The following is a 13,278-nucleotide window of genomic DNA, read 5'->3' as shown; positions in this document are numbered from 1 at the left end:
GTAAAACGCGGTGCGACTCATCCCCGTAATCATGCAGCTTAAAACAACGCTGATGTCATGCTGTGCCTGTAGCGCTTTTGCCCAGTCTTTACGCGTCGCAACAGGCACTACAGCTTTTTTATGATTTCTTCCTGCAACTGAGACTTCAAACTTAAATCAGCATACATCTGCTTTAAGCGACGATTCTCCTCCTCGAGCTCTTTGAGTCGTTTTACGTCGGAGAGCTCCATGCCGCCATATTTGGCTCGCCATTTATAAAATGTGGAGTTACCTACATGATGCTTGCGGCACAGCTCTTTAATCGGTATCCCAGCTTCCGCTTCTTTCAACATCGCCACAATTTGGCTTTCTGTCATCCGTTTGCTCATCGTAAAAATCCTTTTTTCTTAGTGTAAGAAAAATTCTACGCTTCAGCTGTATTATTTTAGGGGATAGTTACACACCAAGGCCTTGCCGCCGCTGCTGACATTTTCATAGGGTAGGGTCATTCTGCCTCGGTAGGATATAAACCCGATGTTTCCGAATGCCGGGCCTTGTGTGCAAGATTTGGCAATCGGTTTGTACTTCGTTCTGGTGGAGCCAGACTGTTCGCCAGCCTGTGGCGTTGATGGCTTTTTCTAGATCGTTAAGCGTTCAATTAAGGGTCACCGCCGCCGTAATTGCCACTTAGACTAAAATATTCCAAGAAAATTGAGATGATTTTATTCTCCGTTTCAGTCCGTATTCGTGTTTTTTTTAAAATGATAGAGATAGGGTTATCGGCCTTGGGAAAACTAATATTAAGCACCTTGACCAATCCAATGGATGTATAGTGTTTTCCAACTGACAAAGGTGCGACCATCAGACAATCCGTGTGACTAATAATGCGAACATTGGAGTGGAATGACGATGAAACATACTTAGGTTCCGGCGGACTTATATCGTGTTGTATGAATCCCTTGTTGAAATTGCGCCGAGTTAATGAGCCGTCCGTTGGCAGCACCCACGCCGCCTCCGTCAGGTCAGTCCAATTCACTCGTTTTTTTAGGGCCAATGCGTGTCCATCCCTGGCCATGACGCAAAGCTTTTCTTCAAACAGGCGGATATATTCGAAAGCAGCTTTTTCATGTACAACGGAGGCGTCATAAGGCAAGCTGCCTAAGACAATGTCAATCTTGCCCTGAGCTAATTCGTCTAGAAGCGTAGGTACATTTCTTTCCACAAACACAATTCGTAGATTAGGCATACTATTATTAATTGCACCTAGTGCCTTCGGCACTACTTCCAGCATCATCATAGGTGTCAAACCTATGGTTATCTCCCTTCTTCCGTTTAGTATTTCTGTAACTTCACCTCCTGCCCGAGATAGTTCGTTAAGTATTAGTCTGGCGCGCCAAATTAAGGCGCTACCGACGCTATTGGCGGTAAGTCCTTTTTTATTACGCACAAAAAGCTGGGCGCCAAAAATCGACTCTACCTCTTGCAGCATATTGGTGAGTGCAGGTTGAGTGAGGTGCAGCACCTTGGCAGCAGCATGTAAAGAACCACTGGTAGCTATTGCGTCGAGCAATGCCAGATGCTTAATTCGCAACTGTAGGAATTTTGTATCCATTGAATTTTAACCCATTACAAACCACCGACATATATTGACTGATTTTGAACGGTTCATGGTGCGATTTATTAATCAATAATTTTTATCATTATATATGTAAAATTCATTATTCAATTATTGATAATGTCATTAGACTTCCTTGCATCAACCGAAATTACAAAACGGCCTTGTTAATTATTTTCGTGCCAGGAGCAGCATATGCAGGCGTTAAAAAACATCCGTGTCATTGATTTGTCCCATGTCATAGCAGGGCCGACAGCGTCATACTACCTCGCTGCGCAAGGAGCGGAGGTTATCAAGATAGAAAATCCACGCTCGGGAGATTCTTTGCGCTATAGCGGAACCACTTCGTTCGAGGAAGGGATTTCCGCAACCTTTGCTGCGATTAATGCTGGAAAAAAATCGCTGGCGATAGACTTGAAAAACTCAACCATGCTTGAGGTGGTCTATCGTCTTGTAGAGACCACAGACATATTCATTGAAAATTTCAAACCCGGCGTGGTCAAGAAATTGGGATTAGATTTTGACAAGCTTAAGGCTATAAATCCTAACCTGATTTATGTCTCTATTTCAGGGTATGGCCAAAGTGGGAATTTGGCTAAATTTGGTGCCTACGACCATGTCATTCAAGCTTTAACAGGAATGATGATGATGGGCGGTGAAAGCGATTTGCCCTTAAAGGTTGGCTTTCCTGTTATAGATTCGGCAACGGGAATGTTGGCCGCGCAGGCTATATTTGCAGCTTTGTTTCAACGAGAGCGTTGCCCAGGCTCGATTCATTTGGATGTGTCTATGGTCCAGGCTGCCGTACAACTAATGTTGCCACAAGTTAGCCGGGTTTTGGCTCAGCAGGAGGACATGCCACGTGTCGGAAATCGCGGCTTTTCTGAAAGCCCCGGGGCCTCGACATTCCAATGTTCCGACGGGTGGATATCCATCGCAGCTAATACTCCAAAACAGTTCCAAGCTTTATGCAAAACGTTGAATGTCCAACAGTTGCTCCATGACTCGCAGCTTATTGACCAAAGGACAATGACAGGCAAACATGGATTCGTAAAAGCAGTCAATAAAGAGAATGTGCAAAACATTCTTACTGAAGCCTGCTTGCACTTTACAGCTAGACATTTGGAATCAGAACTGAACAGTCAAGGCGTTCCCGCTGCGTCGGTCCGCTCTTTATTGACTTTCATCAGTGAGGCGTTGAATGAAGGGTTGGTATCTTTGCCCTCGGAAAAGGTCACCTACGCGAACGGAACGGCGACCAACTTCATGAATGGCTTCATCAGCAATGAAGACTCAGCCAGTATGCATTCATATGCGCCTGGTCTCGGACAACATACGGAAAGTCTTTTATTACAGCTTGGATTAGATTCAAATTTGATTGCCAATCTAAAAGAGGATGGGGCCGTTTATTTCTAATGATTCCTTTTCTAACATAAAAACTTCTTAAGGAGACTGCATAATGAACAAAGCACTGAGTAATGCATTTGGAATAGCCTTGGTAGCGCTGGGAATGACCGCCCAAGCTGGTACCGTTTATCCAAATAGACCTATTACCTTGATCGTCCCCTTTTCTACAGGGAGCGGAAGTGATACCACTGCGCGTATATTATCTGAGCATTTGTCAAAGGAACTTGGCGTTGCAGTGGTGGTTGAGAATAAACCCGGTGCTAATGGATCTATTGGATCGCAGTTTGTGGCAAGGGCTAAGCCTGATGGCTACACATTCTTACTTGGCAGCGCTACAACGAATGCGGTGAACTTGTCACTCTATCCAAAAACGCTGGGCTATAACGAAGCTTCGTTTGTAATGGTTTCTACCCTGGGCCGAGGCATAATCGGTCTCTTTTTTCCGTCCAAGTCTCCGTGGAAAAATCTGGCTGAATATTTAAAAGAGGTAAAGAACGGTACAGTTCAGAATGCCTCATGTGGCAGTGGTAATTCCGTTACATTAATCGCTTGCGAAATGTTTAAGAAAACAGCAGGTATTGATGCTGTTACCGTCCCTTACAAATCAAACGGTCAAGCGCTTAATGATGTTGCTGGCGGACAGCTAGGGTTTGCATTCTCCGACTTGAACGCGGCGCTCCCGTTTAAGGACGGGACGCGATTGCGCACTGCAGCTGTTACCGCAGAGAATAGATATACAACATTGCCCAATGTACCCACGCTAGCCGAACAAGGTGTGCCCGGTATGTTTTTCTCAAGTTGGACCGGTGTTTTTGCACCTAAGGGAACCGCCGATCCCATTCTGAACAAGGTTAACATCGCTATAAACAATTGGCTAGATTCACCGTCGGCAGCAGAGCAATTTAAAAAGACGGGTACCATTTCGGAGAAAACCAACTTGGTCGAATCTGCCGCTTTCTACCGAGCAGAGGCAAGCCGCTGGAAAGAGTATATCGAGAAGGCGAATGTCAAGATCAATTGAATTCTAGCTGGCGGTGGCTAGGCATCTTTGACGGGGATAAGCACGGATGGAACAATACACGCTATAGCAGATATTTAAGTAATCATATCGTGCATGATATATCCTTGATTAGAAGGTTCCGCAATGCCATCGCATCCCACCAGGCGTTATGCTGAACAGCACCGGACAGGGTAGTGGGGTAGGCGTCCATACGGTGGATTTCGAAGGTAAGATGCGGAATTATTACCATCTGGCCAGTCTGTATGGATACGTGGGGTCGGATCGCCGTTCAGGAACTGGCCTATACGTAACGCACCTCCAAAGTGCAATTTTCCTAATAGACTGCCGCTCGCTGTAGTTGGTCGCGACAATGGCCTGTGCCAGCGGAGGGCTACACTGTTACCGCACATGCGCACCTGGGCCGTCTTGGTCAATGGGGTGCCGTCAGTTTCTGGTCGATGATGTAGCTTTCGGGAAAGCCTTGGGCGCGGTACAGCTCGCGGGGCGTAAGCATGCGCAGGCCAATGTCCACGATCTGGTAGTCGACGCCATGGACGGTGATCAGGCCGAAGCGGTCACGCGTCGGAACGGTGTGCAGAGGTTCTTGCAGACTCACTCCGTCCTGTTCACCTTCGTAATACTTGACTAAGAACGACCGCACCTCTCCGACATGGCCGCCGACAGCTGTTAGGGTAGGCATCGGTTCTTCCACGCTTTGGCCGTATTGGTTATTGTGCAGCTTCACTAGATGGCTTGTTACCAGACCCATAGTGTTACCTGTCGACGCGTTTCGGCGTTCCGCCTGCTGTAAGGGTATGCAAGGGTTCCTGCAAAGGGGCGCCGACGCTCCCAACACGAAACTTTGTGACGTACGCCGTTATAAGCCTGTAGTGGCCTACGCCAGTGACAGTGCCGATTGGGTCTTCCAGATCGCTGCCGCCGACTCCGGTGTAGTGTTTTGCAAGAAACGCGCTTACCAAGAACTGATATGCACCGCCAGCCGTGATAGTGTGTCGGCTCGTTTGCTGCTGTAAAGGGCTTGCCCGCATTTCTCACGGTGATGATATGCGCGGTCCTGTCATTGACGATAAACGGATCATCCGTGTTTACGACATACCGCATTACACCGTTGGCGATGCGCCGGCAGGTAACCATTGATGACGTTTGGCCTTCCTAAATCCTTTTTCTTTTTCGGATTTTTTAACTCTTCAACTAACCTCGGCGCTAATCGACTATATACGATGTCCATGGTGTATTTATCGACAACTCCTGGCTTGCCGCCCGACTCCGTAGGATATTCCCAATTTCTTAGGCGGAACATTTCTTTATAGAATGTATCTGGGGATCGTTTTGCCCAAAAGTTGCTCACTAGCCGCTAGGGGGCTTTGGCACGAAATGATGTGCCTCATGCACGAATCCGAGCCATACGGGCACATGGCCGTCAACGGCAAGCCTATGAAGAGGGTAATGACAATGGCTCTTCGGTGCTTAAGCTCTCAGCCCAATCACGAACAGCTTTGTGAGAAATAATCTGCTCAGCTTCTATATCTTTCAAGCGTTTGCGTTGGCTGCTTAAGTGAGCAGGAAATGCTGGGCCATTACAAAATTCAAGTTGCCAAGAACCAAGTAAAATCCCCCTCAAGTACTTAGGACTCAAGGGGGATCGCCTAACGACTACCTAATGCTGATTTAGGCAGCGTGTACGGACTTCTGAGCTTGTGCATCAACCCAGTAAGAATAAGTACGCAGTACGGTCAGCTCCAGTGTTGCCGCACCAGATGTGTTCAGCAGGGCAGCAGGAATTACTGCTGCGCCATTGGTCCAGCGCATTGTCGTACCCTTCACGTCCTGGGTGGCGTTCAGGCCGGTCAATGCAGCATTGGTCAGGCTGATCTCGTGACGGCCATCGGCAGTAGATACCGCAATTGCAGACAGACCAACACCGATCTGACGGACGTCACGACGCGCCAGAGGCGTAACGTCACGAACCGCGGCAGAGCGAGACAGGATGCGAACATCACTCGCGTTGGCCGGCAATTGGAAGCGATACACGCCTTCTTTGCTGAACTCAGGCGTTGAGTGAACGATGGTGCCGTTCACTTCAATGCACAGGGCGGCGTCCTTAGTGCGAACAGCACCAGTCATGGCTTCAGCGCGGGCCAGCAATTGCTTGCGAATAGCTTCGACAACGGGACCTTGCTGAACGACTTTGATGCCTTCGACTTCAGGACGGCCTTCGGCGGGACCGAAGTCAGGATTCATGGCGACTTCTGCTGCATTCTGGAACATGGAGCGGTTGCCGGTATCGACATATGATTCGGCAGGCACACCTTCGGCCAGCATGATGTCAAACTGTTCGAGCTCAACGTGGAAGTATTCGAAGACTTTGGTATTGAACTGCTGAACGATAGTTTGGCCGTTAACCAGCATCATGGCAGGAACCAGCGTGCCGTCAAACGATACATGGTGGCCTGGAGACAATGTCAGGTCACGATGAGGCACGTTGTTGGCAATTGAGTCTTTCTTGAACAGGATAGGGAAGGCACGAACCGCGTCTTTGGCAGGAATGCGGTTTTTGTACAGTCTGCGATGGCCCAGCCATTTGACAGTGGCAACGCCACCGGAGGCTGTCAGGACTTTGTCGCCGGCTTTCAGTGTTTCAACCAAAACTTCGCCTTCTGGCGTGGCAATGTGCGTACCTTTGAGGTAGCACGCATATGTCATGGAGCCACCGTTAAATACCACTTTTGTAGGGTCCAGACCTTCGGCGTTAAAACGACCCACGGTAAAGCCCAGGTCATTCTTGAAGATCAGATCGCCATTGACATACTCGCCGCTGGTGGCACCTGCAACAATGATCTGGTCTCCAGCAGAAATGTTTGTCAAATTTGGTAAGCCTGACAGTTCAAGATTGATTCCGCCAGCGTCATAAGTAAACGTCGATGTTCCTGTTGCGCCCATATCAACATTGATGGTGTTACCCAGACCAACGTTAATAAATGCGGGAGACATGGTGAGGGAAGACCCGTCGCTCAGATTGTAGTTAAAGGTATTGCCTACAGTAACGCCAGCCAGTCCATTCAAAATAATGTCGGCATTTTCACCGATATTGATATTTTGAGTGGAAAGCAGACCCAGCGCTACAGTCTGGTTCATCGTAATGGGATCAGGAAGATCGTCTACGTTGGTAATGTTAACCGTTTTGGTACCAACTGCACCGACGTTAACATTGACATTAAGTACATTGTCGCCCGGATGATCCTTTTGATCATAAGACTGTGTACTGGAACCGATCAAATTGAAATTAATACTAGCCATGATTCACCTATCCATATAAGTTGACTATCTGGTTATTTTGAGGAGTGAGTTTATTTACGCAAAACAAACCATTCCAGTTATTAATATATTGTCATACTCATGACGTTTTGAAACATTTGAGCATTTGACTGTCGCCATTATTGGCAATAAGTAAAATAATGTCAATAAATATATCAAATGTAATGTTTAAACAACAATTCGGCCCCATCCAGTCACTTGTATTAATTTCGAAAGCATCAAAATCGTCAGGGTGTATTGGGTCGAGACCGATATATGCGTGACGTTAGTGCCAAAGCGTTACCGTTACATCGTGATGTAGAGCACAGTCCGCATATTGGCCAACCAAGCCGATATAGGCTGGCACTAGTCGTCTCATGACCGGCCGGCTGGCGCCACAATGTCCAGTCACGGCGTGGCCCCAGATTTGCGGGCAATGCGGCCATTTTCACTGGCGGCTTTGATATATTGAGAGCATCCAGCCAGCACTGACAGGCCCACAACCGATGCCGTTCCCAAATCGGGTGTCCAAGATAAAGGACGTTACAGGCAAGGAACGTTACTCTTCTTAGAGTCCTCAATGAGTTTAATCGATTGGACATTAGTTTCCACCAAGACCTCAAGACGAGCAACTCTAGCCTGCGTTCCTGCTTTTGCAGCTTGCAATTTGGCATCAGAGTTCAATAGTGATGTCAGCCTCATGCATTTGCGCTGTTAATCGCTCAGTCATACACGTCACACCCAAAATACCGATTAGCCACATATATCAGACGGCGCTGCGGGGTGGCAAAGTCGATGGAGATCTCTCTGGACGCTTCCACGTAATTGAAAAAGGATTTAGCGCCGCTCTCGTTTAGCGTCCTTTGGCTGCCATCCTCATATGTAAATTTCACTTCACCGTTCAGTACGTTGACTTGGGTTACCTGGTTCATTAGCGGTTTCCTGTAATTTGTGCAATTACCGTGGCCGAGTTAATCTGCTCCATACTCTGGACGACCACGTCGTTAAACCCTTATTGCCTGTTGAACGCCACGACATCCTCTGCATCCGAAATTAATGCCGGCAGTGCATATAAGACAACAGGCGCAGCGGCAGCAATTCTAGCCAAGTCGCGGGCCGAATCTGCATCGGTCATTTCCGAGTTTGCAATTGTTGATTGAAATAACCTTACTGCGTGTCCACGCTGCTATAGCAACTGATGCAAGGTACGGTTGAACGCCGTTCATACGTCATTGTCGTAGGCTTGCATCGCAATAGGGCGTGGGTATGTAGTTCAATGTCTGCCGAAGTTGCCAAGTCTTTCATCCGCGACTTTCTTAAACATAATGCGCATTCACAAAAAGCCTTCTTCGGGAACGCAATCGTGCGGCTACTATTACGCCGCTTACCATGTTGTGCTTTTGCCAACCAGTACACTTAAGCTAAGTAAGTAGCAAAAAAATGCCGCTACAGTGCGTCTCACTGTTTTGCAGAAAAAGTAATACATGCAGCTGTTTGATCCATAGAGGACATGATTTTGCGAAGAATACCCATAATAATTATGGGTATGGTACAGGCACTCCCTTGCAAGATGAATGATGCGAAAATGCTAAAAATTATTCGCGAAATTGCCGAAAACACTAGTCGTGTCTACATCTTGAAGCACGCGAAGGTAGGCATGCAGGAGAGAAAGATAAGTCAAACACAGATTTATTCGTGCCTACACAAAGGAAGTATTGTCGAGCCGGCGCAGTTGTCTGTATATGGCGATTGGAAGTGCACCATGCGCCGGCGATCAGATTCATGTTTGCGTCGCACTTGAACTTGAAGAAAACGGAAATTATTTAGCGGCTATTACGGTTTTTAAAAAGTGAACGATATGTATCACTATACAGACTCAGGACATTCCTAATGTATGGCTGTCCAATGGGTACTCAGAAAGGATTATTCATGGCGAGAAGGCCGTATCCATGTCAGACGCTGATCAGCTTCACCAGGTAATCGGGCGTGCTTTGATTCGCAAGTCGCATCTTACAGGATCTGATCTTCGGTTTTTGCGGAAGGAATTGGGTCTTTCCCAGACTCGTCTTGCGCAGATTGTCGGGCCTTCCGAGCAAAGCGTTTCTCTGTGGGGAACGAGGCGGCAAGATTCCGGTAGCAGCGCAACGGCTTGTGAAAGTTGTCTATTTGGCTCGCCTTGATGGCAAGGAAGCGATTTGCGATGTTTTGGAGCATATTATTTTGGAGCATATTATTGAGTTGGATGCAGAATCTGACGCTGACAAGCTGGCTTTTGAGAATACAAAAATCAGGATGGAAGGAAGCTGCGTAATTGCCCATTTTTTCTCCAAACACTGCCATACGCTGGAGCTGAAAAGTAAAAATTCGCCGGACCAGGTGTTGAAATTTATAATGGCTTACTCATAAAGATTCGACTGGTACCTGGTGGATTACACGAAACTTCTCCGAATTTATGCCACCCGTGTTTCTCGTAAAATTCCGGTGCTTGAAAACTAATCGTATACAGTACCGCAGACAAACAGCCTCGAGCACGGCCTTCGTCCTCGAATTTCTTGAGCAGGGCGGAACCCAAGCCGCTATTTCGTAAAGTTTTTGGCAGAAATACAAGTTCTATGAAGAGGAGCCCTAGGGACGACCTACCTAACATCCCGCCGATCACATGTCCTGTGCGCGTGTCCTTGACGACGATAGCGAGAGACCTTCTATCACTGTACTCGGTTATTTCGTCGTTGTAGGCGTTTAGCCCATCACGAATGACTTCATCCATCTCGTCGGTAATTTCATCGGTCATTTCTATAGCATATTCGGTCATACAAACTCGCTCAGCGGTCTATGGTGCAAATAGGGAGTTTACTGTACAAATACCCGGAAAGTTTAGGCCTATACCAAACACCGATGCTCCATACTACATATAAATCTTGATCCAACAGTACGGCTAAAGCGCTCCTATTTATGTACTTTCTTTTTCACATACCAGTCAAAATAAAACCATTTCACTATCATCCCCCAAGATTCGCCGTTCCGGGTTTCATTTGATTCAGCGTACAGATTACCGTCGTAATGCTTGAGAATATGCCGATGGGCAACCGTCTCCAGCTTGTCGACCCACAGTGGCCAAGCGTCAAGGCCGCAATCATATTTGCCATAAATCGCCAGAAATCGGTGCAAAGCGTTTTTTCCGGTGTTGTTGATGTGCGAGATCAGTTGATATTGATTCAGTGATTCGCAACTGCAAAACAATTCCTTTACTTCCTCGCGCGTAACCTTGCGCTTTGGATTTGGGTCGTTTATTGACCAGTCGATAGCCATGTTAAAAAATACTGTATAAATAAACAGTATTTATACAGTAAGAAAAGTGCCGGAAGTATAAAAACAGGAGGGCGGTTACATGTGCGGAAGAATCATGCAGGCAGAACCATAATGTGAGTATATTTCCACGCGCTTCACAGGCATGAGCAACATATTCAATGTGGAGCCAGGTTTCAAATCCAATGTACCGCCGGGCTCAACTCCGATGGTGATTTGCAAACTGGCGGGCAGCGCGTCGATTGACCGCCAGTTTTGGAGGATGCGCTACTCTGGTATAAGCGATCACCGGCCAGTAATGCCCGCCTGAATAAGATTCAGAAGCAATGTGTCGTAGGCAGGTATGCGATCTGACTATGCTCTATGGCAAGCAGAGCAGACCAAGCATGTTTTTTTTTGTCGCAAGCGATGGCACAAAGTCTATGCTACTCCCAGTCATGGAAAGTAGCCGCCAGATTACAAAAAAGCGCCTGTTTTATTTCGCATTTCCTCGCTCTCGTCATAAGGCATCCAACCCATAACCGGCTCGTTGGTCTTTTTATTGATTCGGGGCATGCCATGTTTGTCGGTCACCGGGCCGCGATACATGATTTTTAAGCCGCGTGTGCGCATATGCTTCTTGGCAAGCTCAATCCAGTCCTGGCAGAATTGCGGCGCATCGAAGGTGAGGGATACCTGCCGGTGCGCGCCTGTTTTGTATATATGTTCTTCATAATTGTCATAGAAGGCCTCTGTAGAGGCATTCCATTCGGGCGGAGGGGCTTTCTTACTTGCCGATTGTCTAGCGATGACATCTGTCATGCCGAATACACAAAATGCACTCATAACTATAACGTCAGATGGGAAAGGGTAAAGATGCGAGATTTTATATGCGCCCCGCAGTTTAAGCAAACGGTATGCGTTTAATTCGGCCTCGCGATTAAACCCTGTCTGCGCAAATCCTCTTTCGCTTAGACCCGCGTTCACTCATTCGATGAAGAAATCAATGCCCGCGAGCTGCGCTAGCTGTTCATCGCTGACTGTTGCCGAATTGGATCCCATAAATGAACCGATCAAATAAGCGAATCAATCAATACCAAGATCAGGCAAACGATCACTAAGGCGGGCATAAAAACGATCGGGAAACCGTTGCCTTCCCATAGTTTCGGAACGCCAAACGGTTTGTTTTTGGTGTCGTCAATCATGAGTGTGCTCCTGTCGAATCAATTCTGTATTGGAATCGTTCAAACCAGTCTACCACAATTGGCATAAACGGCTCTTTTCTCTGATAGCGGCTATTGCCGATGTTGCGCGTTACTTGATTTAGTCATAAAAAGTGGCTGCGCGCTTGATGTTCGCCATGGGTGATTGCCGCAAGTCCAACTTGCGCATGTATTTCAGGCGCTTGCGTCCTGGAATAAACCCAAGCCAGTTCATTCAGAACAAACTGTAGACGCGTCGGCGGGCAACCGGCGCGTCAATATTGGTTAGTGATAATCAGCCTGATAATTTGACAGACGCGGGATCAATGCCTGCATCTGTCAGTATCGCGTCAAGTTTTTGCTCTAATGTCAGGCTGTCTTCTTTCGTGTCCGGCGCAGGTAACTTTAATTCAAAAACGAGTTCTTTTTTTAAAGTCACTGGCTCGGCGTCGTCCAAATCTTCGTCGGCGTTAATTATTTCACGCGACCCGCCAAATTTCGAATATGCGATGTCCATAAATAATCCTCCAAGTTAGATTGATCGTTTATTGTACTTCGATATAACCAACGACAGTCAAAGAACAACAGGTCGGCGCCTTGGTCGATTGTAGCCCTATCTTTGGTGAGTCTGGCTCCATCTTTGCCGAGTCAGCCCGCATGCTCAACGGAAGCGGTAGAAGAGTTTCTCGGCAATAGAGCACGAAAGCCCAAACCGATGGCGTAGGCAATACCAAGCACTGGTTTGGGCTTTTTCTTCCAAAAATATAACGTGGTTACTCTTCTGGAAAAAACGTGGTTTATTTACCAGAAATATAATGAGGCCGATCTTCCAGTTAATATATCGTGAACAAGCTTCCAGCAAGATCACGTTGTTAATTCACCTGTCGAGCATGACTAAGGTCTTCCAGGGACGCGATAGTTGCAATGCACGCCTGAGCGGCTTCTTTGCCCTTGATCCGGAAATGTTCGAAGAAATAGCGGTGTTGCTCCTCACCTTCAAATAATTCACGCGGAGTGAGCACGCAAGACAATACCGGTACGCATGTTTCCAGTTGAACTTGCATCAGTGCAGAAATGACGGCCTGCGCCACGAACTCATGGCGGTATATGCCGCCGTTGACCACCAGGCCGGCAGCCACTACTGCAGCGTAGCGTCCACTTTCGGCCAGCAGCTTGGCGTGCAGGGGTATTTCAAAGGCGCCCGGAACATTGACAATATCAACGCAGGAAGAATCCTGGTCAAGGCACGACAGTTCTTGCAGAAAGGACAATCTCGCCTGCTCGACGATATCGCCGTGCCAACCGGCTTCAATGAAGGCGATACGACGGGATTCGTGCACCGGGCAGGGCTGATTGACAACGTTTTTAAGCATGGTAAAACTCCTGTTTTTGAGAACATAAAAACAGGGCATGGATAGACAGGAGAGGCATGGCGCGCACAGTAAAACTTTGGGCTTGCATGCAAACCAAAAACA

General features: G+C 47.4%; 16 protein-coding genes. 4 read left to right on the top strand and 12 right to left on the bottom strand.

Annotated elements, in window-relative coordinates; all coding sequences use genetic code 11:
- Nucleotides 1-107: 107 nt before the first annotated feature.
- Together CAP48_RS12450 and CAP48_RS12445 are read right to left on the bottom strand one after the other, a co-directional pair.
- Nucleotides 108-368, bottom strand: coding sequence for a transposase (locus CAP48_RS12450; protein WP_100697170.1), 261 nt, complete (start codon nucleotides 366-368; stop codon nucleotides 108-110).
- A 269-nt stretch (nucleotides 369-637) separates the two neighbouring features.
- The gene (locus CAP48_RS12445) at nucleotides 638-1,591 is read right to left on the bottom strand and encodes a LysR family transcriptional regulator (RefSeq protein WP_100697168.1); all 954 of its coding nucleotides are present in this window, start codon (nucleotides 1,589-1,591) and stop codon (nucleotides 638-640) included.
- Nucleotides 1,592-1,789: 198 nt separating this feature from the next.
- Between CAP48_RS12445 and CAP48_RS12440 the strand changes: the two genes are divergently transcribed.
- Together CAP48_RS12440 and CAP48_RS12435 are read left to right on the top strand one after the other, a co-directional pair.
- Nucleotides 1,790-3,010 (top strand): CaiB/BaiF CoA-transferase family protein, encoded by a 1,221-nt coding sequence (locus CAP48_RS12440; protein ID WP_100697166.1) that lies wholly within the window; start codon nucleotides 1,790-1,792, stop codon nucleotides 3,008-3,010.
- 43 nt (nucleotides 3,011-3,053) lie between these two features.
- Entirely contained in the window at nucleotides 3,054-4,022 is a 969-nt protein-coding gene (locus CAP48_RS12435; protein WP_100697164.1) for a tripartite tricarboxylate transporter substrate binding protein, read from the top strand.
- Nucleotides 4,023-4,431: 409 nt separating this feature from the next.
- Here CAP48_RS12435 and CAP48_RS12430 read toward each other — a convergent pair whose 3' ends face one another.
- From CAP48_RS12430 to CAP48_RS12410, 4 genes are all read right to left on the bottom strand, one after another.
- Entirely contained in the window at nucleotides 4,432-4,770 is a 339-nt protein-coding gene (locus tag CAP48_RS12430) for a hypothetical protein (protein ID WP_100697162.1), read from the bottom strand.
- 327 nt (nucleotides 4,771-5,097) lie between these two features.
- Entirely contained in the window at nucleotides 5,098-5,322 is a 225-nt protein-coding gene (locus CAP48_RS20655) for a P63C domain-containing protein (protein WP_100697158.1), read from the bottom strand.
- Between the two features lie 368 nt (nucleotides 5,323-5,690).
- A complete protein-coding gene (locus CAP48_RS12415) occupies nucleotides 5,691-7,319 on the bottom strand; it encodes a Hint domain-containing protein (RefSeq protein WP_100697156.1) in 1,629 nt (542 codons plus the stop codon).
- 719 nt (nucleotides 7,320-8,038) lie between these two features.
- Entirely contained in the window at nucleotides 8,039-8,248 is a 210-nt protein-coding gene (locus CAP48_RS12410; protein WP_100697154.1) for a hypothetical protein, read from the bottom strand.
- Between the two features lie 578 nt (nucleotides 8,249-8,826).
- Here CAP48_RS12410 and CAP48_RS20650 point away from each other — a divergent pair.
- Nucleotides 8,827-9,117 carry a DUF4258 domain-containing protein gene (locus tag CAP48_RS20650; protein WP_153045696.1) on the top strand — a complete coding sequence of 97 codons (291 nt, stop codon included), beginning with the start codon at nucleotides 8,827-8,829 and terminating at the stop codon, nucleotides 9,115-9,117.
- Between the two features lie 350 nt (nucleotides 9,118-9,467).
- Complete coding sequence (locus CAP48_RS12405) at nucleotides 9,468-9,722, top strand: hypothetical protein (RefSeq protein WP_153045695.1); 255 nt, start codon at nucleotides 9,468-9,470, stop codon at nucleotides 9,720-9,722.
- Here CAP48_RS12405 and CAP48_RS12400 read toward each other — a convergent pair.
- The 6 genes from CAP48_RS12400 to CAP48_RS12380 form a co-directional block, all read right to left on the bottom strand.
- Nucleotides 9,703-10,128 (bottom strand): GNAT family N-acetyltransferase, encoded by a 426-nt coding sequence (locus tag CAP48_RS12400; protein WP_100697150.1) that lies wholly within the window; start codon nucleotides 10,126-10,128, stop codon nucleotides 9,703-9,705. The genes CAP48_RS12405 and CAP48_RS12400 overlap by 20 nt on opposite strands.
- 134 nt (nucleotides 10,129-10,262) lie before the next feature.
- Complete coding sequence (locus CAP48_RS12395; RefSeq protein WP_100697148.1) at nucleotides 10,263-10,625, bottom strand: hypothetical protein; 363 nt, start codon at nucleotides 10,623-10,625, stop codon at nucleotides 10,263-10,265.
- A 453-nt stretch (nucleotides 10,626-11,078) separates the two neighbouring features.
- Nucleotides 11,079-11,447, bottom strand: coding sequence for a hypothetical protein (locus CAP48_RS12390; RefSeq protein WP_153045694.1), 369 nt, complete (start codon nucleotides 11,445-11,447; stop codon nucleotides 11,079-11,081).
- 227 nt (nucleotides 11,448-11,674) lie between these two features.
- Nucleotides 11,675-11,806, bottom strand: a complete 132-nt coding sequence (locus CAP48_RS20550) for a hypothetical protein (RefSeq protein ID WP_255411709.1) — start codon at nucleotides 11,804-11,806, stop codon at nucleotides 11,675-11,677.
- Nucleotides 11,807-12,098: 292 nt separating this feature from the next.
- Nucleotides 12,099-12,320 (bottom strand): hypothetical protein, encoded by a 222-nt coding sequence (locus tag CAP48_RS12385; RefSeq protein WP_100697144.1) that lies wholly within the window; start codon nucleotides 12,318-12,320, stop codon nucleotides 12,099-12,101.
- A 355-nt stretch (nucleotides 12,321-12,675) separates the two neighbouring features.
- The gene (locus tag CAP48_RS12380) at nucleotides 12,676-13,176 is read right to left on the bottom strand and encodes a 6,7-dimethyl-8-ribityllumazine synthase (RefSeq protein WP_100697142.1); all 501 of its coding nucleotides are present in this window, start codon (nucleotides 13,174-13,176) and stop codon (nucleotides 12,676-12,678) included.
- Nucleotides 13,177-13,278 lie beyond the last annotated feature (102 nt).

The sequence above is a fragment of the Advenella sp. S44 genome, from assembly GCF_002810445.1.
Classification (GTDB): Bacteria; Pseudomonadota; Gammaproteobacteria; order Burkholderiales; family Burkholderiaceae_B; genus Advenella.
This window is presented reverse-complemented; position numbering and strand designations above follow the sequence as displayed.